The 25,716-nt window shown below is 41.0% G+C and carries 24 protein-coding genes; 3 read left to right on the top strand and 21 right to left on the bottom strand.

What is annotated here, in order from left to right; genetic code table 11:
- From DL92_RS0106405 to trkA, 3 genes are all read right to left on the bottom strand, one after another.
- Complete coding sequence (locus DL92_RS0106405) at positions 1 to 588, bottom strand: hypothetical protein (protein WP_026656861.1); 588 nt, start codon at positions 586 to 588, stop codon at positions 1 to 3.
- Positions 589 to 726: 138 nt separating this feature from the next.
- Positions 727 to 2,172, bottom strand: a complete 1,446-nt coding sequence (locus DL92_RS0106400) for a TrkH family potassium uptake protein (RefSeq protein ID WP_026667225.1) — start codon at positions 2,170 to 2,172, stop codon at positions 727 to 729.
- Positions 2,173 to 2,175: 3 nt separating this feature from the next.
- Entirely contained in the window at positions 2,176 to 3,537 is a 1,362-nt protein-coding gene (gene trkA, locus DL92_RS0106395) for a Trk system potassium transporter TrkA (protein ID WP_026656859.1), read from the bottom strand.
- Positions 3,538 to 4,226: 689 nt separating this feature from the next.
- Between trkA and DL92_RS0106385 the strand changes: the two genes are divergently transcribed.
- A complete protein-coding gene (locus DL92_RS0106385) occupies positions 4,227 to 4,769 on the top strand; it encodes a flavodoxin family protein (RefSeq protein ID WP_026656857.1) in 543 nt (180 codons plus the stop codon).
- 16 nt (positions 4,770 to 4,785) lie between these two features.
- Here the strand turns inward: DL92_RS0106385 and DL92_RS0106380 are convergent, their stop codons facing one another.
- The 6 genes from DL92_RS0106380 to DL92_RS0106355 form a co-directional block, all read right to left on the bottom strand.
- On the bottom strand, positions 4,786 to 5,382 hold the full coding sequence (locus tag DL92_RS0106380) for a hypothetical protein (RefSeq protein ID WP_026656856.1): 597 nt from the start codon (positions 5,380 to 5,382) through the stop codon (positions 4,786 to 4,788).
- 85 nt (positions 5,383 to 5,467) lie between these two features.
- Complete coding sequence (locus DL92_RS0106375) at positions 5,468 to 7,351, bottom strand: threonine--tRNA ligase (protein WP_026656854.1); 1,884 nt, start codon at positions 7,349 to 7,351, stop codon at positions 5,468 to 5,470.
- Between the two features lie 304 nt (positions 7,352 to 7,655).
- On the bottom strand, positions 7,656 to 8,162 hold the full coding sequence (locus tag DL92_RS0106370) for an SEC-C metal-binding domain-containing protein (RefSeq protein ID WP_026656853.1): 507 nt from the start codon (positions 8,160 to 8,162) through the stop codon (positions 7,656 to 7,658).
- 125 nt (positions 8,163 to 8,287) lie between these two features.
- Positions 8,288 to 9,046 carry a sulfite exporter TauE/SafE family protein gene (locus DL92_RS0106365; RefSeq protein WP_026656852.1) on the bottom strand — a complete coding sequence of 253 codons (759 nt, stop codon included), beginning with the start codon at positions 9,044 to 9,046 and terminating at the stop codon, positions 8,288 to 8,290.
- 47 nt (positions 9,047 to 9,093) lie between these two features.
- Complete coding sequence (locus tag DL92_RS0106360) at positions 9,094 to 10,320, bottom strand: LL-diaminopimelate aminotransferase (RefSeq protein ID WP_026667224.1); 1,227 nt, start codon at positions 10,318 to 10,320, stop codon at positions 9,094 to 9,096.
- Between the two features lie 102 nt (positions 10,321 to 10,422).
- Complete coding sequence (locus DL92_RS0106355) at positions 10,423 to 11,244, bottom strand: hypothetical protein (RefSeq protein ID WP_026656850.1); 822 nt, start codon at positions 11,242 to 11,244, stop codon at positions 10,423 to 10,425.
- Positions 11,245 to 12,057: 813 nt separating this feature from the next.
- Here DL92_RS0106355 and dapF point away from each other — a divergent pair.
- The gene (gene dapF / locus DL92_RS0106350) at positions 12,058 to 12,972 is read left to right on the top strand and encodes a diaminopimelate epimerase (protein WP_026656849.1); all 915 of its coding nucleotides are present in this window, start codon (positions 12,058 to 12,060) and stop codon (positions 12,970 to 12,972) included.
- Positions 12,973 to 13,486: 514 nt separating this feature from the next.
- On the opposite strand, the gene DL92_RS0106345 is transcribed toward dapF, so the two are convergent.
- The 12 genes from DL92_RS0106345 to DL92_RS0106290 form a co-directional block, all read right to left on the bottom strand.
- Positions 13,487 to 15,199: a DUF8201 family protein gene (locus DL92_RS0106345; RefSeq protein WP_026667223.1), complete on the bottom strand. Its 1,713-nt coding sequence runs from the start codon at positions 15,197 to 15,199 to the stop codon at positions 13,487 to 13,489.
- A gap of 113 nt (positions 15,200 to 15,312) precedes the next feature.
- On the bottom strand, positions 15,313 to 16,248 hold the full coding sequence (locus DL92_RS0106340; protein WP_026667222.1) for a class I SAM-dependent DNA methyltransferase: 936 nt from the start codon (positions 16,246 to 16,248) through the stop codon (positions 15,313 to 15,315).
- 27 nt (positions 16,249 to 16,275) lie between these two features.
- Entirely contained in the window at positions 16,276 to 16,746 is a 471-nt protein-coding gene (locus DL92_RS0106335; protein WP_176756622.1) for a COG2426 family protein, read from the bottom strand.
- Positions 16,747 to 16,792: 46 nt separating this feature from the next.
- The gene (gene hisC, locus DL92_RS0106330) at positions 16,793 to 17,845 is read right to left on the bottom strand and encodes a histidinol-phosphate transaminase (protein ID WP_026667221.1); all 1,053 of its coding nucleotides are present in this window, start codon (positions 17,843 to 17,845) and stop codon (positions 16,793 to 16,795) included.
- Between the two features lie 181 nt (positions 17,846 to 18,026).
- The gene (locus DL92_RS0106325) at positions 18,027 to 18,926 is read right to left on the bottom strand and encodes a hypothetical protein (protein ID WP_026667220.1); all 900 of its coding nucleotides are present in this window, start codon (positions 18,924 to 18,926) and stop codon (positions 18,027 to 18,029) included.
- Positions 18,927 to 18,998: 72 nt separating this feature from the next.
- Positions 18,999 to 19,793: a class B sortase gene (locus DL92_RS20135; protein WP_197027239.1), complete on the bottom strand. Its 795-nt coding sequence runs from the start codon at positions 19,791 to 19,793 to the stop codon at positions 18,999 to 19,001.
- Positions 19,780 to 20,841: an LCP family protein gene (locus tag DL92_RS0106315; protein ID WP_026656842.1), complete on the bottom strand. Its 1,062-nt coding sequence runs from the start codon at positions 20,839 to 20,841 to the stop codon at positions 19,780 to 19,782. Before DL92_RS0106315 ends, DL92_RS20135 begins: the two co-directional genes overlap by 14 nt.
- 9 nt (positions 20,842 to 20,850) lie before the next feature.
- Positions 20,851 to 21,312 carry a DUF5011/hyalin repeat domain-containing protein gene (locus DL92_RS0106310; RefSeq protein WP_026656841.1) on the bottom strand — a complete coding sequence of 154 codons (462 nt, stop codon included), beginning with the start codon at positions 21,310 to 21,312 and terminating at the stop codon, positions 20,851 to 20,853.
- 54 nt (positions 21,313 to 21,366) lie between these two features.
- On the bottom strand, positions 21,367 to 22,200 hold the full coding sequence (locus DL92_RS0106305; RefSeq protein ID WP_026656840.1) for a polysaccharide biosynthesis tyrosine autokinase: 834 nt from the start codon (positions 22,198 to 22,200) through the stop codon (positions 21,367 to 21,369).
- Between the two features lie 20 nt (positions 22,201 to 22,220).
- Positions 22,221 to 22,934 (bottom strand): YveK family protein, encoded by a 714-nt coding sequence (locus DL92_RS0106300; protein WP_026667219.1) that lies wholly within the window; start codon positions 22,932 to 22,934, stop codon positions 22,221 to 22,223.
- Between the two features lie 60 nt (positions 22,935 to 22,994).
- The gene (locus DL92_RS0106295) at positions 22,995 to 23,720 is read right to left on the bottom strand and encodes a CpsB/CapC family capsule biosynthesis tyrosine phosphatase (protein WP_026667218.1); all 726 of its coding nucleotides are present in this window, start codon (positions 23,718 to 23,720) and stop codon (positions 22,995 to 22,997) included.
- A 215-nt stretch (positions 23,721 to 23,935) separates the two neighbouring features.
- The gene (locus DL92_RS0106290; protein WP_026667217.1) at positions 23,936 to 24,904 is read right to left on the bottom strand and encodes a hypothetical protein; all 969 of its coding nucleotides are present in this window, start codon (positions 24,902 to 24,904) and stop codon (positions 23,936 to 23,938) included.
- 104 nt (positions 24,905 to 25,008) lie between these two features.
- On the opposite strand from DL92_RS0106290, the gene DL92_RS0106285 reads away from it, so the two are divergent.
- Positions 25,009 to 25,191: a DUF4250 domain-containing protein gene (locus DL92_RS0106285; protein ID WP_026667216.1), complete on the top strand. Its 183-nt coding sequence runs from the start codon at positions 25,009 to 25,011 to the stop codon at positions 25,189 to 25,191.
- Positions 25,192 to 25,716 lie beyond the last annotated feature (525 nt).

Here is a 25,716-nt window from a genome sequence, read left to right as displayed (position 1 = left end):
TCAATTACCTGCAATGCCAGCCATAGCTTCCTGTGCTGCAGCAATATTCGTTGTAGACAGAGTATATGTCTGCAACATATCCGTTGAAAATCTGACAGTATTATACTTATCTACGGTAACAACCGCATATTCCGTATAGCCCGAATCCTTATCTCCGGTAAGTATATAGACCTCATCGCCCTTTAATACATCCATCTCAACTTCAACGGTAGCCTTGTTTGGCAATAGATCATTCTGATTAAATGATATCTCATATGTTCCCGGATAAAATGAATCCGTATCTTTTGTTATCGTTCCGCTGTATGGGAGCATCTCATCATTATCGTCTTTAACCGTTACCCTCTGAGTAAACCTGCTGTTTGTAGACAAATCTGCAACTATTTCTTCGTCGCTATTGGAAGCATCATCCTTTTTTTCATCGACGCCCAAATACTTAAGAAGTGTTTCTTCTGCGGCATAGTATGCATCTTCGTTATCAGCTGCCTGCTGATTCGAACCGTGTCTGTTATAAACATGCAGACATACGGCTGACAAAACAGCTACAAATACCACAGCAAGAACAATAACCACCCATCTTGCTCTTTTCATCTTCACCTCAAAACAAACTTTATACTTTTTTAACCTTTATTTCACAGAATAAACTAAAGTTTATCACAATTTGGACACAGATTCCAATAGATTTTTTCAAAAATATTGCAAATTTTATTCAATTTCTCTACAAATGCCTTATCTACGCCATGTTTTAGGTTTCATGATAATAAATATCGGCAAAAGTTCGAGTCTTCCCGCCAACATATCAAACATAAGAACCAATTTGGACAAAGCAGAGAACTCTGAATAATTGCCCATGGGACCTACCATTCCAAGTCCGGGTCCTATATTGTTAAGAGTAGCCGCAACTGAGGTTACTGTGGTCTGAAAATCAAAATTATCAAGTGCAACGATTATTGTTGAAACAATAAATGTCATAACATACAGGCCAAGATACGCAGAAACAGACTTGACCGTGGTACCTTCAACCGTATGTCCGTCCATATATACTCTCTTGATAGCTTTGGGATGAACAATAAAGTTAAGTTCATTCCTAAAGTTCCTTACTACGATAATGGCTCTCGAGAATTTGAAACCACCGCCCGTCGAACCGGCACACGCTCCGACAAGCGACAAGATACACAGGATCATCTTGGAAAACATCGGCCACTTGTCAAAGTCAAGTGTTCCGAAACCTGTCGTAGTCATAACGGAAACAACCGCAAAGAGCGAATGGTGGAACGAAAGTCCTGCGTTATTAAGAACTCCCGCTCTGTAAATATTCACAGCAATAAGTGCCGCCGCTATAAACATTGTTCCGAAGTAGAATTTTACTTCGTCTATTGCAAAAGCCTCTTTCGGCTTCTTGTTCAAAAGAAAATAGTAAACGGTGAAGTTTACTCCGCAAAGTGCCATGAATACAATGATTATGGCCTGGCTTAATACGGAATATCCGCCCACACCGGCGTTATTAACAGCAAATCCGCCTGTACCAACGGTTGAAAAAGATATTGTTATCGCATCGTAAAGCGGCATTCCCGAAAGGAACAGGCATATGATCTCAACAACCGTGATTCCGAAATATATAAGATAAAGAATTTTAGCAGTATCTTTTACCTTGGGAACAATCTTACCTACAACAGGCCCCGGGCTTTCCGCACGCATAAGGTGCATACTGTAGCCGTCCGCCATCGGAACGATTGCAAGAAGGAATACCAAAACTCCCATTCCACCGATCCAGTGAGTAAATGTCCTCCAAAACTGTACACTGTATTCGATACCGTCAAGACTCGTGAGAATACTTCCTCCGGTTGTCGTAAGACCTGATATTGTCTCAAACACAGCATCAATGTAATTGGGAATAGCTCCGGTAATAACAAAAGGAACCGCGCCCAAAAGACTCATAAGTATCCATGCCACGGCCGTAATGGAAAAGCCTTCTTTTGCATAGATAACCTTGTTTGAAGGTTTTTTACGAGAGCCAATGACTCCGACAATCATGGCAACTGCCGCGAGCGCCAGGAAAGACACTGCGCTGTCGTATTCCTTATAGATTATTGCCACCACGAACGGCAACATAAACAGACATCCCATGACTCTCATAAGTCTGAAGAGAATGTATCTGATCATTGAATAATTCATTTTTTAGTTCTCCAAAATATCATTTATGTCTTTTAATCCTGTTTGTGTCGTAACAACGATAACAGAATCTCTGTCCTTTATCACACTTGCACCTGTCGGAGATATGATCTCTCCGTAGTGATTAATGCAGGCAATAAGAATACCTTTCTTAAGATTAAGCTGTGCAAGAGGAACTCCTATTACAGGGCTTCCGTTTCTGACAATAAACTCAAGTGCTTCTACACGCTCATCGTTGAGCTTGTAAAGTGTCTCGATATTACTGTCTTGGGAAGCAGACATTCCTCTTACGAACTGAACAATCCTGTCCGCCGTAATATTCTTGGGATAAATGACACTTCCTATATCAAGTGAACCGATTATATCGCCATAATTTACCCTATGAACCTTGGTAATGATCTTTGCCTTGGGATTTATGCTCTTAACATACATTGAGAGCATAATATTCTCCTCATCAAGATTTGTAAGAGCTACAAAAGAACCGACAGAAGTAATACCCTCTTCAAGAAGCATATCTTTGTCTGTTCCGTCTCCGTTTATTATAAGTGCCTGAGGAAGAAGCTCTGAAAGCTCCTTGCATCTTACAGGGTCTTTTTCAAAGAGCGTAACTTTGATTCCGATAGACATGAGCTCTTTTGCCAGATAAAAACCTGTCTCTCCTCCGCCTACGATTATCGTCGAAGGAACCTTTGCTGTCGGAAGTCCGAGTTTTCTAAAGAAAGCAAGTGTATTTCTGCCGGAACCGAAAATTGTTATCTCATCCCCTGCCCTTAATATAAAGTTACCATCAGGAATGAATACTTCATTGTCACGTGATACCACGGAGATAATGACCTGTTTCTTAAGGTCGTCTGGGATATCTTTCAAAGCCTTATCGCAAATTCTTAGATTCTTGGTAACGATAAACTTTACGAGCTCCGCTCTTCCCCTTGAAAAAGTTTCAACCTTCGTTGCAGACGGGAACTTAAGAAGTCTGTCCGCTTCTCCCGCCGCCGCTTCCTCGGGATTGATTACCATTGAAAGACCAAGTTCTTCTTTGATGAAATTGATCTCTTTTTTATAGATCGGATTACGAACTCTGGCTATTGTATGGCAATTACCTGCTTTCTTTGCTATAAGACAGCAAAGAAGATTAAGTTCATCCGACTCCGTAACAGCAATCATAAGATCCGCCGACTCAATACCTGCGTCCTTCATTATGGAATAGCTGGCACCATTACCCACTATTCCCATGACATCATAACTGTTAACCACATACTGAAGAACATTGCTGTTCTCCTCTATGACCGTTATATCATGTCCCTCCTTGCTAAGTTGTTGAGTAAGCGTCTGGCCGACATTTCCACAGCCAACTACTATGATCTGCATATAATTCCTCCATATAAAAGACTAAAAGGTTGCTCCAACAAAAAAACCTGAGCAACCTCTATTATTATATTGTTTAATCAGATAATAATCAACCTGCGCAAAAAGCGCTAAAACATGGTTTTCTTGAACATAAAGGTCCTGAAAGTCGCTGTTTTATCGTTTTTTTATAATAATTTCCCCTTAAGTTCATTGTATATATAGCATTCTGACAGTACAATTATGATGTCGGTGAAGTTTTTTTACACCGACTTTTGTATATAATTTCATAATAAGGAGACCGAAAATGAGAAATATTTTCTCCCAATTTTTCCAAGGACGTTACGGTTCCTACGGAATGGACAAACTCACAAGGTTTCTTTTGATATTGTCAGTAATAGCTTTGATCGTCTCGCTTTGTTCACCATTTGGTTTCTTATACTATGTTGCCTTTGCGTTATTGATCTACTCATATTTCAGGCTTTTATCGAAAAATATCACTAAGAGATACAAAGAAAATGAGAGTTTTATCAAGGCCGAACAAAAGATCCGTTTATTCTTCGGAAAGAAACACAACAAAATTATACAGTACAGACACTATCACATTTATACCTGCCCGCAGTGCAAACAAAAGATACGCATACCAAGGGGCGCCGGAAACATTATGGTTCGATGTCCCAAATGTATGACAGAATTTAAGAAGAAAGCTTAACATGAAAAAATATCTGGTAGTTTACGCCAGTGAAACAGGAAACACCCTTATGCTGGCAAAAGAAATTTATAATGCCATAGCTTGTCCAAAAGATGATAAAGCGCTTGTGGACATAAGATCATGGAACGGGACTCTGGATGCAGAGCTTTATTTTATAGGTTTCTGGATTAACAGAGGTTCATGCAGCCTGGAGATAATTGACCTTATCTCCTCTCTGCATGGCAAAAACGTTGTTTTCTTCGGCACATGTGGTTTGGGTGACAGCTACGCGTACCATAAAGTTCTTGAGCAAAATGCCAGAGCATGGCTCGCTGCTGACAATAATTTTCTGGGTTCATTCTTTTGTCTTGGAAAAATGCGTCAGGAAATCAGAAACAAATATGAGTCTCTTCGCGGAACATGTGAAGATGTTCAGATAGATATAATGCTTAGTATGCTTGACGATGCATCAAATCATCCCGATAACCGGGATCTTTTGCAGGTAAGACTTTTTACGGATGAAATACTTGTGAAAGCCGAGAATTATACTGCGGCTTATATCTGATTTTTTTTAGAGTATATTAGTGAACTCTTATCGTACTTGCGCTTATCTGAAAGCTTTCTTCGCATTCATCGTCGGCAGCTCTCTGATAGGTTATTGTGAACGTACGATACTTGGATCTGATAATATACACAGTCTGATAAACAGCTTGAGAGCCTTCGGGTTCATAGTGGGCGTCTATCTTGTAACCGGGATAGCCGTCTATTTCTATGCGTTCAAAAGATTCCACTTTAAAACCTACATCTCCTCCATATTGTGCCGCATAACCGGCCGAAACAAGAGTTTCGTACTTATGCTTATCAAGCTTAGCCAAGCTGTCTATAGTCTTTTCGCCGCTTGCCTGCTCAGCTTTTTCCCTGTTTGTAAGCATAAAATCGTTGCTGTTATTGTGAACAACATAGCTTACGGAAGATGATTCCATAGGTCTGTACTTATTTACATAATAGCCTTTAACTCCGGCCGGAACAAATTCGGGATTAAGGACAAAAGTACAGCCGGTCGCTTCCTTAAGTTCCTCTCCTGCCGCCAGTTCAAGGCATAGAGCGTTAGTAACAAAAATGGCAAATGCCATTGATGCCGCAAGTATTACATTGAATAAAATTTTCTTTTTATTCATAAACATGACGCCCCGTTTCATTAAATGACCTGACCACATTACATGGCCAGGTCTTCAAAATATCTTTTACCAAAAATGTAAACTATCAAGCCTCATAACTGTCAATAAGCTCAAGAGTATGTTCTTCGTTCATCTTCTTGCACATCTCAACGAGCGCATCGAGAGGAACATTCTGAACCTGCTTGTTGGAACCGCGAACATTGATAGATACAGTATTCTCCTGCGCTTCCTTATCACCGACAACGATGATGTACGGGTCTTTGTAGTTCTTGAACTTTTTGATCTTCTCTTTCATGTTGTTGTCTGAGTAATCAGCCTCAACACGAATTCCTGCATTCATAAGAGCAGTTTCAACCTTCTTGGCATACTCATTGTGCTCAACACGGATGGGTACGATACCAACCTGATAAGGGCTGAGCCAGAACGGGAATACTCCCTTGAAGTTCTCAATAATGATACCGATGAATCTCTCAAGTGAACCGTAGATAGCTCTGTGAATAACTACAGGCATCTGCATCGTTCCGTCCTGCGCCTGGTATGTAAGGCCAAAATTATGAGGAAGCTGGAAGTCAAGCTGTACAGTACCGCACTGCCACTCTCTTCCGAGCGCATCCTTGATCTGAAGGTCGATCTTAGGTCCGTAGAACGCACCGTCACCTTCGTTGATCTCATATCCACCCTCGCCGTACTTCTCATCGAGGATTTCCTTAAGAGCAGCTTCTGCTCTGTTCCACACTTCAATATCACCCATGAAGTCTTCAGGTCTTGTTGAGAACTCGGCTCTGTAAGTAACACCGAATGTTGAGTAGATCTCATCAGCGATTGCGATAACATCGGCAATCTCTTCTTTTATCTGTGACTCCATTACGAATGTATGGTCATCATCCTGACGAAACTCCTGAACACGGAAAAGACCGTTCATCTGGCCTGACTTTTCTTTACGATGAAGAACATCATATTCACTGTAACGGATAGGAAGCTCTTTATAAGAGTGATTTGTTCTCTTATATGTCATCATCGCATTAGGGCAGTTCATAGGCTTTGCAGCCATTGTGTCGTCCTGCTCACGGTTATAAACAACAGAACCTGCCTGAATCTTAATATTCTTAGGCTCTTCTGTAGGTTCGTTGATATTCTCAAGAACTCCGGGAATCTCGGCATCTGCCTTGAGCCATCCCGAAACACCGGGAACCATGAACATGTTATTTACGTAATGAGCCCAGTGTCCGCTTATAAGCCAAAGCTTTTTATTATTTACAAGAGGAGCTGCGATTTCTGTATATCCGTGTCTCTCCTGTACTTCTCTTGAATATTTAAGAAGTGCCTGATACATCTTCCAGCCTCTGGGAAGCCAGTAAGGCATACCGGGTGCAGTCTCATCAAACATAAAGAGGTCAAGCTGTGCACCGATCTTCTTGTGATCGCGCTCCATTGCCTCCTGGATCATCTTGATGTGCTTTTTAAGCTCATCCTTGCTTGGGAATGCATAGAGATAGATTCTTGAGAGCTGATCTCTCTTCTCATCACCTCTCCAATACGCGCCTGAAACAGCCTTGATCTGATAAGCTGCGTTCATAAGCTCCTGCGAGTTACCTACGTGAGGTCCGCGGCAAAGATCAACATAATCATCGCCTGTATAGTAAACCGTCAAAATCTCATCTTCAGGAAGGTCCTGAATAAGCTCGGTCTTGAATTTCTGGTCTTTGAACATTTCAAGTGCTTCTGCTCTTGAAACTTCCTTGCGTGTAAAATCTTCTCTTCTCTTGATGATCTCGCGCATCTTATCTTCGATGGTCTTGAAATCATCCTGTGTCACAGCCTTGGGAAGTACAAAATCGTAGTAGCAACCGTCATCAATCTGAGGTCCGATTGCGTACTGTACTTCTTTTCCGTAAAGCTCGATAACAGCCTTAGCGAGAATGTGTGCCAATGAATGGCGGTAAACTTCTAAATATTCTTCTTTTGTCATTTCAGCTCCTTCTGCTATACCTACCGGGTACAGCCATGCTTATTTTATTAGTAAGGTGAAAATGCCTTCTCTGTGGTCAAGGCATAATGTGCAATATTTTGCTCCATTAAACCAAACGCTACATTGAGCCCAAAGCATCAATTTCATCGTGCATAGGCACTCGAAATTGATTGGTCTCAACTCCGCGGTTTAAAGTCGCAAAATCTTGCACATTATTGCCTTATGACCACAAAGTAGTCCTTTTCGCCATCTACTTCTTTATCATTCCTAAACTGGATTGACTTTATTCTTAAATGAATCCAAATTATGCGTTCTTTCCGCAGCACTTCTTGTATTTCTTTCCGCTTCCGCACGGGCAGGGATCGTTGGGGTAGATCTTGACTTCTTTTCTGATTGTGTGAGAAGCCTTCTCTTCTTTGTAGAGGGCCTTTCTCTTATCCTCATCAAAGATCTCTTCCCATTCAGGAAGGTTGTAGAGCCAGTCTGCGCCGGCATTTACCATATTCTTGTAAAGGAGTTCTTTCTCGAAACCAAGGTTAACCTCAGTATCCTCCTCCATCTCTTCAATAGGGTTCTGCACCTTAAGGCTGTCGTTGATTCCGTCAAGGAAGCCAACCATAGTCATAAGGTCAACTTTGTACTTCTCTGCGAGCTCTTTAACTGTTCCCTTAACAACCTCATCAGGGTTCTTCAAAAGCTGCGCATAGATGTCGCGCTCTTTCTGGAAGTACTCTGTCCATAATTTCTGGAGGGTACCCTTATCTGTAGTCTCTGAATAAGCCATATCATGCCATTTTTTCAATAATGCCATATCCGTTACTCCTGTTTTTCATAATAAAATTCGTGATCAGGGCATAGTAATACCACTGACTTTTATACGTAAAATTTATTCTATCGTATTATCAGTAGGGTGTCAAAAATTGAGAATACTTCTTTTCAATCAAAAAACGCCGTCTCAAGCATCAGCTTAACAAAGAAAATCGACAATACCGCGATCATGACAGGTTTGACGATCTTGGAGCTGTTCTTCTCAAAGCAAGTAGCTCCGATATAATTGCCTGCAATGTTGAAAAGGCCTGCTACTGCACCAAGAGGAAGAAGTACCTGTCCATTGATCAGAAACACCACAAGTGCAGCGATATTGGTGGATAAGTTTATCACTTTGGTAAGTCCGTTGGCTGTTGTAAGCTTCATTCCCGCAAAGTAGGTCAAAAGAAGTATCAAAAACACACCGGTTCCGGGGCCGTAGAAGCCGTCGTATGCACCGATGGAAAAAGCCACAAAAGCACTTATAAATAAGGCCGCTTTGTCGGAACGGACCGTATTTGTTTCCAGATTTCCTTTGCGTGTAATAACATAGATTCCCGTGAGCGGGATGATTATCATAAGGATTGTCTTAAGAATATTGTCGGGAACAAGAAGTGAGGCCTTTGCTCCAAGCGCAGATCCGGCGAGTGCACAAGGAATGCACACCATTCCTATCTTCCATGGAATAAAACCTTTTCGTGCATATTTTGCCGTAGTTACCGATGTTCCCATGAATGAACTCATTTTGTTGGTAGCTATGCAGTTATGTACGGGAATTCCCGTAATCATATAAGCGGGAAGCGACACTAGTCCGCCGCCTCCCGCTACCGCATCTATAAAGCCCGCAATGAAGATAAGCGGGCATATTATCAAATACTTAGTGAGCATTGCTAAAAATAATGCCTTTCCTTTTCGCAGCTCTTTTTCCTGACAGATCAGAGCTTTTTGATTCTCTCAAGCGCTTCCACGCTGTTCTCGTAGCTTCCGAAAGCAGTAAGTCTGAAGTAGTGCTCTCCGCTGGGACCAAATCCCGATCCGGGTGTACCTACCACATTTGCCTTCTCAAGAAGGTGGTCAAAAAACTCCCAGCTTGTCATGTTATCGGGTGTACGAAGCCATACGTAAGGTGAGTTTACACCGCCTGAAACGTCGTATCCTGCCTCTTTAAGTCCGTTAAGAATATAGTTCGCATTCTTCATGTAGCGTGCAACCATATCTTTAATCTGAGCCTTACCTGCATCTGAGTAACAAGCCTCGCCCGCTCTCTGAACGATGTAAGGAGCTCCGTTGTACTTTGTTCCGTGTCTTCTTGCCCAAAGGCTGTGCATCTGAACTTTTTTGCCCTCAAAATCAACTGTAAGATCATGAGGAATAATCGTTGCTCCAAGGCGAAGTCCCGTAAATCCTGCGTTCTTTGAAAAAGATCTGAGCTCTATAGCACAAGTCTTGGCGCCCTCACACTCATAGATTGAATGAGGGACGTTGTCCTCTGAAATATATGCCTCGTAAGCTGCATCAAATATGATAACAGCGCCGACTTTGTTTGCGTAGTCAACCCAAACCTGAAGCTGATCCTTAGTGATCGCGCTACCTGTAGGATTGTTGGGGAAGCACAGATAAATAAGATCCGGTGTCTCCTTGGGAAGTTCAGGCGCAAACCCGTTCTCTGCTGTGCAAGGCATGTAGATCACATTGCTCCAGATTCCTGTATTCTCATCGTAATTACCTGTACGGCCTGCCATTACGTTAGAATCAACGTAAACGGGATATACGGGATCGCAAACCGCAATCTTTGCATCCTGTGAAAAGATCTCCTGAATGTTGCCGGAATCGCTCTTGGCTCCATCTGAAATAAAGATCTCATCGTCGGCGATATCGCATCCTCTGCTTCTGAAATCATTCTCGGCCATTGCGTGGCGAAGGAAATCATATCCAAGATCGGGAGCATATCCTCTGAATGTCTCGGCTACGGCCTGCTCGTCAACAGCCTTGTGAAGCGCCTCGATTACTGCGGGGCAAAGAGGCTGTGTAACATCTCCGATTCCGAGTCTAATTATTTTATTATCCGGATTAGCCTGCTGATAAGCATTAACCTTCTTTGCGATAGTGCTGAAAAGGTAGCTTCCGGGAAGTTTCAAATAGTCACTGTTAGGTTTAAACATCGATTCGTCCTCACTTTCATGCGAATATAGAAAAAGTTTACTACTTTTTTGTATAATTGTATACATTTTCTTTTCGGAATGAAATCAGCTATTTATAATTCGCTATAGAAGATACTGCTCTATCATATTCTTTATTACATAAGAGCTAATAGCATACTGCGAAGTTTCAAATGTCATGATCATGTTTTTCCCCTGATAAAACCCACTCTGTTCATAAGCATTTATCTTCGCAATATTCTTATTGGCATAGGCAATGTTATCCATCATTCCGAAATGTTCCCATATAAACTCTTTTCTGGTTCGTATATTAAGACACATAAAATCCGGGCGAACCGTTCCAATCCCCTTTAGTGTTATCGGATATTCATAGCGATATGGAACTTTGAATTGTTCAAGCATGTTAGCGATGATTATTTCCGACTTGGACCTAAGTCTTACTCCACCATTTGAACAATATACCGACATATCCCCTTCAAAGCCCATAGGTTTATATATCTCCCCTCTCCAGGCTTCTATATATTCCTTGTCGGTAACAAATACCGGAGTTATAAGTTCCTTTCTACCGGGCATCATTAAAGCAAATAAATCTTTAATAGATTTTGTATTTATGAAGTCCTCATAATGCTTAATTACTTCCAGCTCTTCTTTTGCCAAGTCCAAAACCTTTCTGTCATATCCCTTCTGCGCCAGCTCACGCGCAGTCCGTTGCCTTTTCTTTGGAATGTAAATACCATTCGTATCTTTTGGATCAGTCCTTCGGTAATACTGCCATCCATTCGGCCTTTTAAGCACTCTGAGAGTCCCTTCCGGCGCTGATTTCAATGCCTTTTCCTTTTCGCTTATCAGGTATTTCAACATTTCTTTTCTTTTTTTAAGCAATTCCAACAGCTGCTCCTGCTGATCTATCTCTTCTATCCTTTTCATATTTCCTCCGATTTTGAGACTTCTTTGCCCTATTACGCCCTATTCAAGCGCACAAAACATATAATTCAAAATTGATTTGCCATTGTTATATGCTTTTCACCTCTGTTCCCACATTCAATAGGCATATAAAAAGCCTAAGCATGAAAAAAGTTATATGCTATCCTCCCTTACTCCCACCTCAGAAAAGCATATAAAAACCGCAATTCCTATACATTTTATTGCTCTTCACTTTATTTTTTTACCAAGTAGCATATAAGTCTGTTGCGTATTCAAACTTTATATGCTTTATACATCACTAAGCTTCTGAAAATGCGAGCAGATAATTTTCTCATTATGTAACCGCCAATGAGATTACCACTGTTCAGCTTTTATAAAAGCGTTTAAACTCATTAGTTTGGCAACGCAAAGACATTTTAAACAATTTGTTCATTATAGGTTATAATTGTGGGAATATATAGCTGCTTAAGAACAAGCAACATTCCTGATATCATATTAGATTATTCAAAAAAGACAAATAACAGAGAAAATGTACTATAAAAATCCAAAAAAGTAAAGCTCTTTCTTCGACTGATACACTACTCAGTCTTATATTGATACACTGCTCTATCTTACGATGATGCCCCGCATTTTCTTAAACTGCTACACTGCTCTTGATAAACAATCTTCACACAAAAGCACACTAATCAACGTTTACAAAATAAAAAGCACCAATTCCATACTTTTTGAACTTATAATACAATGTAGATAGCACTATAGTAAGCGCCAATACATTTGCGGTTTACTTTATAATACACAGAATGCGAGGTACCCAATATGAAATTTACCAAGATGCACGGCTGCGGCAACGATTATGTATATGTAGACGGAGGAAAAGAAAACGTTCCTTCCGAGAAAAAATCTAAGGTGGCACAAATGGTTTCAGACCGTCACTTCGGAATCGGCTCTGACGGTATTATCTTCATAAATCCAGTTGCGGACGATGATATTGATTTTGAAATGGAAATGTACAATGCTGACGGCTCCCGCTCTGAGATGTGCGGAAACGGCATCAGATGCGTTGCAAAATACGTCTATGACAAGAAACTCACAGATAAGACCACCCTTACAATAGTAAGTGCAGGTAAAAAGAAATACATCGACCTTAAGATCGGATCCGACGGACTTGTAGAGACTGTCAAAGTTGATATGGGTGCTCCGATCCTTGATGCTGCAAGTGTTCCTGTTTCAGTATCAGATGAACTTCTTTCGAATGATAATAAAAAACATGAAGCTCTTTCACCGAAATACGGAAGGCTCGCTGTAGATGTTCCGATTGAAGTTGCCGGAAAAACATGGCACATGACATGCGTATCAATGGGTAACCCCCACTGCGTTGTATTCCTTCCTGAAGGCGAAGATCTTGCTTCTTTTGAGATTGAAGCTGTCGGACCTCTGTTCGAAAATCACAAAGCATTCCCTAACCGCACCAACACAGAATTTGTAAAGATTGATGACAAAAACAACGTACACATGAGAGTCTGGGAACGCGGAACAGGCGAGACTCTTGCCTGCGGTACAGGTTGCTGCGCCACAACAGTTGCCTGCATACTTAACGGTCTTACAGACACGGAAGTTACCGTACACGTTCTCGGCGGCGACATCAAGTGCTCCTGGGATAAAAAGCCCGAATCTCCCGTGATCATGGAAGGCCCCGCAACTACTGTGTTTGAGGGTGAGATTGAGATATAACGCGACTTTGAGTTTTAATTTGATTTTGAGATTTAATGCGACTTTGAGATATAATTCGACTTTAAGTTTTAATTGAAACTGTAGTTTACATAAACCCCAAAATATTCTGCTTCAGACAAAAAATGACTAAACCACCATCTTTTAATGAGTTTAGTCATTTTTTTCACCATGTTAAAGTCACAGCTATTTTCATCAAGTGACTAAATAGCGCTCTTTTGTCTGATTTAGTCACTCTACGACTATATTTTGCTCTTCGCGTGCTTCTGTTGAGTGACTAAATCATGCTTCTTTGTCTGTTTTAGTCACTCTACAACTGTATTTGCTCTTCACGCGGCTTCAGTTAAGTGACTAAATCTTACTTTTTTATTCGATTTAGTCACTCTACGACTGTATTTTGCTCTTCGCGTGCTTCTGTTGAGTGACTAAATCATGCTTCTTTGTCTGTTTTAGTCACTCTACGCCCGTATTGTTCTATTTCAGCCCTTTCGCTTTAACTCAAGGCTGTGCCGCCGCGTCACTTTGCTTTAAATCCCTCTTTCAAAGTTGTACCTATCGGCTCACTTCGATTCATCATGTCGCCGTAGCATGAACTCGGGCAATTATAATAACTGTTTACTTCATCGTCTTCATGAACGGTGTTGTAAACGATTATTCCGTTCATATCAATTCTTTCCGTCTCAGAATCAGGAAACGGAATCGGCGTTACATAATAGCCGTCTTTCACATGTTCAGAAAAACGATTCTTATCAACCTTAAGATAATGAGCCGTCCAGTTTCCGAAACATACAACTGCGATAGCTACCATTGCAAATCTAAGGAACGCTTTCCCCTTAAATATATTCTCTGCAAGATCCATTGCCGCACAAATCGGAAGAAGCATCAGAAATGCCAGTCCGTACCTGATAAAAGGCGCGGTAAAAAACCACATGGCAATGTTGATAAACACGGCGATATAGAACATTGCTACATCCGCGCGGATCTTTTTTCTAACTTTCCTGATGATAAGATTAAGAAGCACCGCCCCCGCTCCCGCCACCTGAAACGCGAGAAGAAGTTTCTCATAAAACCTTTTCTTTTCCCACCAAATTGGAAGCCACTCGGATATACCAACCGTTATGCCTTCCTCTACACTTGTGATATCTTGAAGCTCTCTGCCCCAAACCTTGATCTGATTGGCATCAAACTTCATATATTCTGCAGGAACCTTCCATACAACATTAAACAAATCTATCGCTTCCGCAGGGTACAAGAGCCATCCGGAGATTATCACGTTCCTTACAAGATACGGAAGGAAGGATAAAAATCCTATCACGATAAAAGAAATCGTCTCTTTTGTCATCTTCTTTTTTACCAGAAGAATAAAAGGAAGAACTGCAAGCACAACAAGCGCTGCCGCGGAAAGCTTCATGCTGACCGTAAATATAGAAAGAACCGCAAGATACCCGTAGACAGGAATATCCTCCGAATCATCTTTTTTCTCAACTGCCTGCGTAATCCAGGCACACATGATGTAAAGAACCATGTACATCGCACCGTAGTCCGTTGCAGGAGACTGCAGATATTCAAGCGCCGTGATGCCATAGATGATTATCGCAAGTCTCGCCATATCAGCCGTATGGCTAGCGCGAGATGTCCACTTCATAAGGCCGCAAGCGGCATAACAGGTAAAAAGAGCCATGATAAAGCCCGTCATTGTATGAAGTGCAAACGGCAATATAAAGCTCATCGTAAACAGCGCACAAAGCGCAAGATACGAGCTGTTATATGCAAAATGCAACTGGAAATTACCGATACCCTTTATGACACCATACTCTTCAATTATCCTGATTGCCTGAGCATGATAGATGCCCGTATCCCTGTGGAAAACGCCTCTCGACGCATAAAAAGCGGATATAAGCACGATTATAAGACAAACAACGCCCTCTTTTGACCTGAATCTCTTTTTTACATTTATAAGAAGCGCGCTTACTTCCTTGCGACACTTATAAGCCCCGATTGTAAGAATTATGAGCATCAAGGCATGACATACCGCCCCGACTTTGTAAAAGATACTGAAACACTCAGCATACACGGTAAGCGTCACAAGACCTGTGGTAACAATGCCTGTAATACCGATTCTCTCTTCGCTTGGAATGGGAATAAATCTTGAAAGAACTTTTCTTATCGTCACTCCCGAAATAAGGCAGATTAAAAATATATAAATATAGCTGAGTAATACTACAACCATATATTAATCCTCTCTGTTATGCATTTATCGCATTTATCTTTGCATATCAATACTTCCATAAATCTCTTTAATGCGGGAACAGGCTCACTACTTTTACCGAAATTTTTATGCACTTACATCGCATCTTTGCCGTTTTCACCCGCAACAATATAAATCCTCTCACTCTCCTCTGTCGGAGCCTCGTGGGTGTCCGCATCGTAACAGGCGATAAACTTAAGTCCCGCTTTTTCAACAAAAGACTTCATCTCATCGAGCGTATATCCTCTCTGATAATGAGTCTCAACGGAGCGCTTGAACACATCTCCCTCGCCGCACTTTGCAAATATCGTAAGGTCATATTCATTGATATGCTCTTCGTCATGATAATAATTATCCCAGATAAAGCTGCAATCCTCGCGGTTCTCCGCTATCGTCACATCACCGATGACATCTCTGTATTTGTGAAGCGTATTGAAATCAAATATGAATACTCCTTTTGGAAAAAGAAAATTATTCACAAGTTTAAATGTCTCGATAACATCCTCATCCTCAAGAAGGTAATTGACGCTGTCGCACACGCTAAGCACCGTTCCGCAGGTACAGTAAAGATCAAGCTCTCTCATATCCTGCTCAAGATACATGACATTAAGTCCTTCGGCCGCAGTCTTTTTTCTCGCAATATCCAGCATATCGGATGACATATCTATTCCGATTATATCATAGCCGCGCTTTGCCATATTCAGGGTAAAAGAACCTGTTCCGCAACCAAGTTCAACGATAAGATTTTTCTCTTCTTCAAGCGCCTGCTCGGTATCTTCCTCAGTTGTATATTCACATGTAACGCATTCATTTTCATTCTGCACCTTGTCATTTGCAGACTGTTCAGGAATTTCATTGTCATCTGTATTATTAGCTTCATCATTTGAACATGTCGGACATCCTGCATTCTTCAAAGGCTTAGTGACTCCGTATTTATTCAAAAGCTCCACTACAAAATCACCCCATACGTCGTATGGGGTTTCATCCATGAATGTGTCATATACATTTGCAAAATCTGTGTATGCTTCCATGTTTAATCCTTTGTCTCAACTAAATGTTCAGAACAAACTTACTATAAGTAATACTGCCTTCGTTCCAAGTCCCATTATAATACCCGCAAAAACCACACCACAGACAACTGCTTTAACGCTCTTCTTAAAATCCATATCGAGGATTGAAGCAGCAAGCGTGCCTGTCCAAGCACCTGTTCCCGGAAGCGGAATTCCTACAAATAAGAAAAGTGCCCAATACAAGCTATTTCCGGCTTTCTCTTTTAATTTTTCTCCGCCCTTATGTCCCTTTTCAAGGCAAAAAGTAAAGAATCCACCAATTATCGGCTTATCTTTTCCCCATTCAAGAACTTTTCTTGCAAAGAAGAAAATAAAAGGCATCGGAAGCATATTACCGATAATTGCGATAATATAGCTTGGAAGTACCGGAAGTCCAATTTTGATAGCGTAAGGCACTGCTACTCTGAGTTCTACCAAAGGGACCATTGATATCAGAAAAACAATTAAATAATTCAACATAATAAACTAATAACACTCCTTATCAAATCAATCTACAAAATACATCTCATCCCAGAAACTCTTTAAGCTTTGCAATAAGGATATCCATCTCCTCATCCGTTCCGATTGATATTCTGAGGTGATCCTTGATCCTGGGCGCATCCCAGCGTCTTACGATTATGTTGTTTGCCCTGAGGTAATCAAAAATCTCTTTTCCCGACTTCTCTTTGTGCTTTGCAAAGACAAAGTTAGTCTTGGAATCCGCAAACTCAAATCCAAGCTCACGAAGTTCTGCCTTAACGCGCTCTCTCGTGTTGATGATCATGCTCACAGTCTTCTCAAAGTAAGCTCTGTCCTTTATTGCAAGAGAACCAAGCTCAAGTGCAGGCATATTCATTGTATATGAGTTATACGCAAATTTCACGTCAAGAAGGTATTTGATAAGCTTCTTGCATCCAAATGCATAGCCTATTCTCATTCCTGCCATTGAACGCGACTTTGAAAAAGTCTGAACAACCAAAAGGTTATCATACTTGTCTATCAAAGGAAGCACCGACTGTCCGCCGAAATCAGCATAGGCTTCATCAACAATCACAACTACGTCGGGATTTCTTTTTATAACTTCCTCAACTGCATCAATCGGAAGCTGTGCGCCCGTCGGTGCGTTGGGATTAGCCAGAACAACACCGCCGTTCTCGCCAAAGTAATCTTCAATCCTTACAGAGAAATCATCAAGTAACGGGATCTGCTTGTAAGGGATCCTGAAAAGCTCTGCCCAGACATCATAGAACGAATATGTTATATCCGGGAAAAGAACCGGCTTATCCGAATTAAAGAACGTCATAAAAGCCATTGCAAGTACATCATCGGAACCAACTCCGACAAAGACATTCTCCTTATCAACCTCGTAAAAATCAGCTATTGCTTCCACAAGCACATCACATGTCGGATCGGGATATTTCTTAAAACTATCGGAATCCATATTCTTAAGTGCCTCCTGAACCGCAGGAGCCGGCGGATAAGGATTTTCATTTGTATTAAGCTTGATTATATTCTTAATCTTGGGCTGCTCACCGGGTGTATACGGAACAACCTTACGTACGTTTTCTTCCCAACTCATAGTATTCTCCTCATCTTGCCATGCGCATTTATACATATGCACAGCAACGCTATTATAACAGAACAACGAGTTGCATAGCAACTCGTTGCACATTGAACGTATTCCCCATTTATTAAAAAGCGCATATGCAGTTTTCTTTGCATAAGCGCCCTTAAATCTTTTATTCTTTTTCAAAATCTTATCAATGTGTTGCTGTGGCAACCGCAGCAACTCTCACAAATGCAAGAGGCCCGTGCTGTGTAAGATTTACGGTTACATGATTATCTGTTACGGATGAAACAAGTACCTGAACCCAGTTTTTGCCCTGGAGCTGATATACAGCGATAGTATCGTTCGCATATACGCCCGTAACAGTGAAGTTTACTGTAGCAGTCTTAAATGAAACTCCGGGTGAACTTGTTGTTACGCAGTGAAGAAGTGTACCACCGACACTGCTTGCATACTGATTTGCAGAGCTCAAAACACCTGCTGTCGGAGCAGCGAGTGTAAATGTCACATTGCTCTTTCCTCCGTTAATCTGAACGTGTCCGCCCTGAGCAATATATCCGCCGTATCCGTCACCTATCGCATTGTTTCTGCTAAGCTGAGCAGCTCTTGAAGGAGCTTCGTTCTTACCGTGTTTTGTTGCATTTTTATATTTTTCCTGATATTTATCTCTTGCCGTTACAGCGTCACTAAGGCTCTTCTGAGTATTTGCAAGCTGCTTTGAAAGAGAATTTTTTTCGTTTGAAAGTGTTTCATAATTCTTTTCCTGTGCCTGTCTGAAAGCTTCAAACTGCTGCTGAAGAGTCTTGATCGTACTTTCATTTCTAGCGTTCTGAGACTGAAGCTCAGCCTTAAGATTTGCAATTTCCTCTGCCTGCCTCTCTTTTTCAGACTCAAGCCTTCCTATGTTCTGATTGGCAGTATTAAGCTGCTCCTGTAAATCCACCGTCGGTCTGCTTGGAATTGCAGTACTTCCCCCGCTTGTATTTGTGTCTGTATTCCCCTCGGTAATACCAATACCCTCCGTAGCAAATACACATACGGAACTTGTCATCATAAGTGTACCTGCAACTGCAAGTGCCAGAATCTTTTTCATAATTTTTTTGCCTCCGTTCCTTTATTAAACATTACTGATTTATCTGCAACTATTCAGCCTTATATCAAAGCATTAGTATTCTTCATTTCCGTAATCAATCTCGCGGTTTATCTTCCCTGCCGCATCACCGACAAGACAACCAACAACAACTGTCTGTCTTCCGGGTTCTACCGTACTGTCTGTAGTAAGCGTAATAAGAAAATGCTCGGGAGAAAGCCCCGTTTCGCAGCCTTCCCTTATAATCTTATTCGCGTCGCCGTTATTATATATCTCGTCAATAAACTCAGAGCATCCCGAAGCGTACGAAAAATCGTATTGCTCAAGGAGCCTTGTATTATCGCGCGTATAAGCGGCGATTATATAATATGTAAGGGAGTTGTCCTCCATATATACGTATGCATATTGATGCTCATCAAAATAAGCTTTGTCCAAAAAATTATTAAGCTCTGCAAACCTGTTGCCATCCGCAGGTGACGCCCCGTGGATAACTTCGTTAAAGTCACACATATCATTCAGATTGGCAGCCTCAATATATATGGCGCCTTCTGCATCAGGCTCTTTTAACTCGTTATGCCCTTGATAAAAAGTGTCATCCCCTTCGGCATTTTGAAGTATCGGATAGTTGATATTCGTGTCGGGAATGTACAGCCACGCAAAAGCGTCGGAATTCATTCTTTTAACACTGTCAAATCCGCTTTCCGTATCGGTAGGCAAAGTACTTGATTCATACCCTGTTCTTCCTACGGCATTCCCAGCTTTTTGGGAACATCCGGTAAGTGAAAATACAATCAGCAGAAAAAGTAATCCTTTTACGGCTGTCTTATCTATATATCGTCTTATTTTATACCTTACATTAGTTTGCGTCATCAATTTTTTCATAAAAAACATTTACTATAGCTTCATACAGACTATCTTCATCCGCATAAAATTCTTCATACTTGCCGTTTTTTGTAGTCTCTCCGTCAATCGTCACGATATCGTCCATATCAAACTTGTATGAAACCAGATACGGAGCCAGATAAGAAATCTCATCGGCAGAAATATTTGTTACCATCTTGTCTCCGATAGAGGTAAACAGTTCAACCGCCGCGTTATTATTCTCCCTGCACATAGTCCTTGCAGAATTAATAAAAGAATTTATGTACTGGCGCTGTCTCTCAAGTCTTGAGCCGTTCGAATTGGGAATATAAATATCTCTGCTCTTCACATAGTGAAATGCCGTCTCTCCCTCAAGATGAACCCTTGCGCCTTTTTTAAGCTTTTTATCAAACTTGGTAAGATCCTCAAGTACAACAACGTCCACGCCGCCTACCTGATCGTTTATCGTAGGAATCGCACTCATATTTATAGCCGCATATCCGTGAATCGGAAGTTGGTGAAAAAGATTCGACACTGCCTTCACCTGATACTCACAGGACTCTTCCATTCCATCGCCAAATCCATGCTGCAACGAAACCTGAGCCTTAGCGGTTGTCTGATATCTTCCATACTCATCGTAAACATCGACATCGGTCATTGTATTTCTGTTGATGCCGATAATGCTGATTGACTGAGTGTGCGGGTTAAGAGCAAGCAAAAACAATGCATCCGCCTGGCCTCCGTCAGTTCCCTCTGCCACCTTGGTAACGATCTCATCGTCCTTGTCGATACCCATTATCAAAAAAGTGATTATATCTTCATTGTAATCATAAACAGCACCGTTATATCTGATCCAGTCGTCCTGCCACTTGGTACTGCCTGTTGTATTGCCCTCATAAAGAGCAGACTTCGCCATCACAGGTGCTGTTGTTGCCGATTTCGAATCAAGATTTGCTCTTCCGAAACCTCTCATTATTTCAAATCCAAGTAGCGCCCCCGATACAATCGTCATAAGCACTGCCCATATAATGAGAAAAATCTTTCCTTTTCCCCTCATCCTTGACTCCTAGTTACCGTTTGTTTCTTCTTCACTGTCGGCTGATGATGCCGCTGTCGTGCTGTCCCCGTCTTCAAAAGAAAGCTTGGGGTGCACACCGTCCTCTATCTTATCAGAGGAATCACCGTTAAATTCTATATCAGCAATATTTGCCGGAAAAACTCTCGACTGTTTTGTTACGTTTCCGCTGTGATCGGCCACTGCATAGTAAACTACCGCTGTTTCCGCATCTTTGTTAAGAACCACCTTCTCAACAACTATTCTGTCCGTGATGTCACCGTCCTTGGCATCATATGCATTGATCCCTACTATAAGATCTTTGTCTTTTGTCTCTGAATCATAAATAAGATCAAGTGCCGAAAACCTGAACTCGGGAGCCATCTTGTCGCTCCTTCCGTATGCCAAAACTATAAGAGCGATCATCACTCCGCTCAATATGGTAAAAAATATACCGAGTATATTTCCTCTCACTTCTTCCTCCGAATGTGCTGCATGCAGCCTTTTTGCTGCCGATAGTAATAATTCTTATCTGTCTTTTCTGGTAACTCCGGCAAGGTAATTAAGCTCGTCAAGATCGTCATCATCAGGCTCCGGAACAGTTTCCTGCGTCTTTGGACGAGTCACCTGCATAGCTTCGCCTTCTCCGTACTTGCCATAATACTTGCCGTAATACTTACCGTAATATTTGCCGTAGTAATGACCGTAATGGCCGTAATAGCCTTTGCCGTTTATATCAACCTTGTTAAGGACAACTCCGAGCATCTTTGCCCCCGCCTTGTCAAGCTGGTCTTTTACCCTCTGCGCAAATCTGTAGCTTATTGAATTGCTCTCAATTACCATAACTGTTCCGTCGCACTGCTTGGCAACGACAGCCGCATCGATAACGCTTCCGAGAGGAGGCGTATCAACGATTATGTAATCAAAGACCTGTTTCATATTCTCAAGTGCCTTGGCAAATATCCTGCCGCCCAGAAGTTCACTGGGATTCGGTGGAACAGGGCCGCTGAATATTACGTAGAGGTTTGGTGTATCCGTTTCACAAATAACACTTGATAGGCGTTCTCTTCCGACAAGACAATGCGTAAGGCCGAGCCTTACAGAACCTGTCCTGTATCTTCCTACAAGGACAGACTTACGCATATCGGCATCGACAAGAATTGTCTTCTTGCCCGCCTCGGCAAATGCCCTCGCAAGCGCCATAGCAACTGTTGTTTTTCCCTCACCCGGAGTACAGCTTGTAACAGAGATGACTCTCACGTTCTGTCCACTGAACTCTACGTTACTTCGAAGTGTCTTATATGCTTCTTTTACCTGATAATTATTTTCTGCCTGACTGAAATGAAGTTTTGCGGTCTGCATAAAATCTCCATTCTATTTTTTTATTTTTTTGATTTCTTTTTTCCCTGTTCATCTGAAGAAAGAGGGATAAGTCCGATAGTGCTGAGTCCAAGATATCTCTCAACATCGTCGTTACTCTTAATGGTGTCATCCATAAGGAATCCCAGTACTACGAAAAACGCCACGATAACCGTTCCCGCAAATCCCGAAACTATCGTCCATCTAAAGACGCTCGGGCTCGCTTTTTTAGTAGGAACATTGGCCGTCTCCGCAACATTGATGGCATCTATATCCATAACATTTGTAATGTGTTCACTTGAAACTTCTCTGATACAGTTTGCAATCTCCATTGCCATAAGCGGATCTTCGTCCTTTGCTGTAATGGCAACGATTCTGGTGTCGGAAGGTGTATCAACCTTGACTACTTTTGCAAGGTCCTCATAGGTTGTGTCAACAAGATTGAGCCTCTGTATTGCTTCTTCCAATACATATCTGCTCTTTATAAGTTCCGCATAATCCGAAGTAAGCTGCGTAGATATCTGCACATCGGAATATGTCACCGTCTGATTTTCCTCTTTGTTAAGTATGTAAATCTTGGTCGTAGATTCAAAAACGGGATGAATAACAAATTTACTCACAAACAGTCCTACCAGGGCAAAAAACAATCCTGCGCTGATTATGAGAAACGCTCTCCCTAAAAGGATTGAAAAAAGTTCCCCAAGATTAATTTCAACGATGTCGTCTCTTTTATCCATCAATTACTCCAACAAACATTTTTTCATATTAAGGGAACCGTCGATTACATCCGTATTCCCTCAGATAACCTCATTATTTATGACACTCATGGGATTATCATAAAAAATCTTTCTCCCGTATTCCTCCCCAAATTTCCTGTCCACAAAGTTTCTGCAATCAAGAATATCAGGCGCTCTCTTTGCCGTATCGTGAGCATCGGTCGCAACGAAGTGTACCAGCCCCTTTTTGAGAAGCTTTTTGGTAAAAAGACCTATTCCAAAGCCGTACTTGCCCATAATACTTGATGAATTAACCTGGATGTAGCATCCCATATCACGAAGTTCTTCCACATAAGAAGGATGTGAAACAACATCGCTGTATCGTTCAACATGAGCTATTATCGGCATATATCCGGCACACTGGATCCTGTATACCGCATTGTGTATTGCTTTAAAAGTATTGGTCGGATGAAACTCCACAAGTACATACTCAGAATCTGCAAGTGTTGTTATCTTGCCGTTTTCAAGTTCTTCTTGAGTCTCATCGCTGTAATATACTTCATTCCCGGGATACAGACTGATATTTATTCCAAGTTTGGATGCTTCCTGCCGGAGCTGTTCCGTATAACTTCTGTTATGCAAAGGGCTCACATTATGGTGCATGGGCTTATGATGCGGCGTAAGTATAACATGAGTTATCCCATTCTTTTCCGCAATCTTAAGCATCTTAAGACTTGTCTCAATATCCCTTGAGCCATCATCCACCCCCGGCATTATATGACAATGAATATCGATTGATTTTTGCATATCATTCGCTTTCAGTAATAATCACTTAATTTTCCCGCTTATATGATTAAAGTACACAAAACAGGAAAGCTAATATATCAGATATAATCAAATAAAATAAACTCTTATATCACATTAAATTATACACCAACAAAATAGGCACTTTCAACATAATGTGCTGAATTATGCATTATTGATGTTCAAGAATGCATAATTTTTAGGTGGACGATTTATCATTATTTCCCGATTTTTGATATCTCTTCCTCGGTTAAATCGTGATAATCAATATCCAATTTCTCAGTTCCATTTGTATAGCACTTAAGCCACGCCTGATATTTATCATCATCTACTGCAAATTTCAAATTATCACTAGAATAATGAGAATCAATAAAATAGACATAACCATTTCCGTCTTTATCCACATTTGAGAGAAATGATGTTTCATCTGATGGCCAAGCTTCAGACCATAATGCCTCAGCATAACCGGCCCTGTCATATTTGCCTGTATTTTTGTTAAACACATATAAATTATAAGGCCAAAAATCACCTGTATACAGAGCACCATGAGACAGGCCGTCTTCAATAGCACCGTTCTCATAAAATTCAAGCCCATAATATCCATGATATTCTTCATATAATTCATGTTTTGTAAAATCATATCCAATAACTTGTTCATACTTAGAGGCAGAAATGCTAGCATTATATCTGAAAATCAATTCATCATACCCATCTCCGTCAAGATCAAACACACTAAAATCTGCAACAAAACTATCTGAATATGAATCTATATCATGCATATAATTCTCTTCTTCCTCACACAGCCATTTCCCTTTTGCCACAAAATCTCTGAGTGCTTTTTTATATGCATCATACATCTCGTCAGCAGAACCTTCTTTTCCATATAAAGCTATTGTCTCACTGTCGGAAGCCGTACTATTGATTGCAGTATCTGAAAAAGAAGATGATTCACTATCAAGAGCCGCATCATCACTCGTAGTATCTGCAATAGCAGATGATTCACCGTCAGACTCACCCTCTATCGAAGTTGAAACACTACTATCACCTTGTTCTTTTTCATCAGTAAATAATTCGTTGCCTACCTTTGTCTTTTCTAAAATCTTCTCTGCATCAGCCTTAGCCTCTCCACAGGCAGTAAGCAAAAAACACACCGTTGCTGCCAATATTAGTTTCTCTCTTCTAAACATATTTCGTCTCCTTGCCATGTTGCATCTTGTTTTCAAACTCAAATATCGTATCATGTAATTAATACTATTAACAGTGCGAAAGCACATTCTCCGGGAGGTTCACTATGTTACCGAAAGATCCTGTTATGCTATTAAGTTATATGAATATGAAACTACGCGACAACTATTCCAACCTTGACGCTCTCTGCGACGATCTTGAAATTAATAATGAAGAGCTTGCCGAAATCATAGGCAAGCTCGAAGGAATCGGATATAAGTATGATTCCGGAAGAAATCAATTTGCATGACATCTTAAATGAAATTACAGAAATCCGCACTTGCTGCGGATTTTGTGAGAACATGAATCAGGAGTCAGCCAAGCCCTATCGACGAAGTCGATTCAAATTGGCTTGGTTGATGCATTCTTGAACTTCATGTTCAAGAATGCATAGATTTTTATCAGTTGCCATTGCTAAGTGTATTAGAACTGCTCTGTAGCGATTGGATATATTTTGCCTATTTTCCAGATAAACTTATCATTTATCCTTTTTTATCTGCGATTTTGGGCTATTTTTTTCAACCCATATCGCAAAAATACAGATAAGAAAAGCAACTTATGCCCAGCTTATCTGGAATTTCATGCTCTTTTTCTATAAACAGACCTTAAATCCACAGATAAATCTTCTATCTTCCGCAAAATCCATCTGGGTTCCATCGCTTTTTTTACATGAACAGACCTTAAATCCACAGATAAATCTTCTATCTTCCATAAAGTCTATCTGGGTTTCATCGCTTTTTTACATAAACAGACCTTAAATCCACAGATAAATCTT

The sequence above is a fragment of the Butyrivibrio sp. AE2005 genome (assembly GCF_000686965.1).
Lineage (GTDB): Bacteria > Bacillota > Clostridia > Lachnospirales > Lachnospiraceae > Butyrivibrio > Butyrivibrio hungatei_A.
Note: the sequence above shows the minus strand (reverse complement) of the source record. Positions and strands in the feature narration are given on the sequence as shown.

Bases quoted from the DNA above. Each gene is read 5' to 3' on its own strand.
- DL92_RS0106405 (WP_026656861.1), bottom strand. From the start codon at position 588: ATGAAAAGAGCAAGATGGGTGGTTATTGTTCTTGCTGTGGTATTTGTA.
- DL92_RS0106400 (WP_026667225.1), bottom strand. From the start codon at position 2,172: ATGAATTATTCAATGATCAGATACATTCTCTTCAGACTTATGAGAGTC.
- trkA (WP_026656859.1), bottom strand. From the start codon at position 3,537: ATGCAGATCATAGTAGTTGGCTGTGGAAATGTCGGCCAGACGCTTACT.
- DL92_RS0106385 (WP_026656857.1), top strand. From the start codon at position 4,227: ATGAAAAAATATCTGGTAGTTTACGCCAGTGAAACAGGAAACACCCTT.
- DL92_RS0106380 (WP_026656856.1), bottom strand. From the start codon at position 5,382: ATGAATAAAAAGAAAATTTTATTCAATGTAATACTTGCGGCATCAATG.
- DL92_RS0106375 (WP_026656854.1), bottom strand. From the start codon at position 7,351: ATGACAAAAGAAGAATATTTAGAAGTTTACCGCCATTCATTGGCACAC.
- DL92_RS0106370 (WP_026656853.1), bottom strand. From the start codon at position 8,162: ATGGCATTATTGAAAAAATGGCATGATATGGCTTATTCAGAGACTACA.
- DL92_RS0106365 (WP_026656852.1), bottom strand. From the start codon at position 9,046: ATGCTCACTAAGTATTTGATAATATGCCCGCTTATCTTCATTGCGGGC.
- DL92_RS0106360 (WP_026667224.1), bottom strand. From the start codon at position 10,320: ATGTTTAAACCTAACAGTGACTATTTGAAACTTCCCGGAAGCTACCTT.
- DL92_RS0106355 (WP_026656850.1), bottom strand. From the start codon at position 11,244: ATGAAAAGGATAGAAGAGATAGATCAGCAGGAGCAGCTGTTGGAATTG.
- dapF (WP_026656849.1), top strand. From the start codon at position 12,058: ATGAAATTTACCAAGATGCACGGCTGCGGCAACGATTATGTATATGTA.
- DL92_RS0106345 (WP_026667223.1), bottom strand. From the start codon at position 15,199: ATGGTTGTAGTATTACTCAGCTATATTTATATATTTTTAATCTGCCTT.
- DL92_RS0106340 (WP_026667222.1), bottom strand. From the start codon at position 16,248: ATGGAAGCATACACAGATTTTGCAAATGTATATGACACATTCATGGAT.
- DL92_RS0106335 (WP_176756622.1), bottom strand. From the start codon at position 16,746: ATGTTGAATTATTTAATTGTTTTTCTGATATCAATGGTCCCTTTGGTA.
- hisC (WP_026667221.1), bottom strand. From the start codon at position 17,845: ATGAGTTGGGAAGAAAACGTACGTAAGGTTGTTCCGTATACACCCGGT.
- DL92_RS0106325 (WP_026667220.1), bottom strand. From the start codon at position 18,926: ATGAAAAAGATTCTGGCACTTGCAGTTGCAGGTACACTTATGATGACA.
- DL92_RS20135 (WP_197027239.1), bottom strand. From the start codon at position 19,793: ATGACGCAAACTAATGTAAGGTATAAAATAAGACGATATATAGATAAG.
- DL92_RS0106315 (WP_026656842.1), bottom strand. From the start codon at position 20,841: ATGAGGGGAAAAGGAAAGATTTTTCTCATTATATGGGCAGTGCTTATG.
- DL92_RS0106305 (WP_026656840.1), bottom strand. From the start codon at position 22,200: ATGCAGACCGCAAAACTTCATTTCAGTCAGGCAGAAAATAATTATCAG.
- DL92_RS0106300 (WP_026667219.1), bottom strand. From the start codon at position 22,934: ATGGATAAAAGAGACGACATCGTTGAAATTAATCTTGGGGAACTTTTT.
- DL92_RS0106295 (WP_026667218.1), bottom strand. From the start codon at position 23,720: ATGCAAAAATCAATCGATATTCATTGTCATATAATGCCGGGGGTGGAT.
- DL92_RS0106290 (WP_026667217.1), bottom strand. From the start codon at position 24,904: ATGTTTAGAAGAGAGAAACTAATATTGGCAGCAACGGTGTGTTTTTTG.
- DL92_RS0106285 (WP_026667216.1), top strand. From the start codon at position 25,009: ATGTTACCGAAAGATCCTGTTATGCTATTAAGTTATATGAATATGAAA.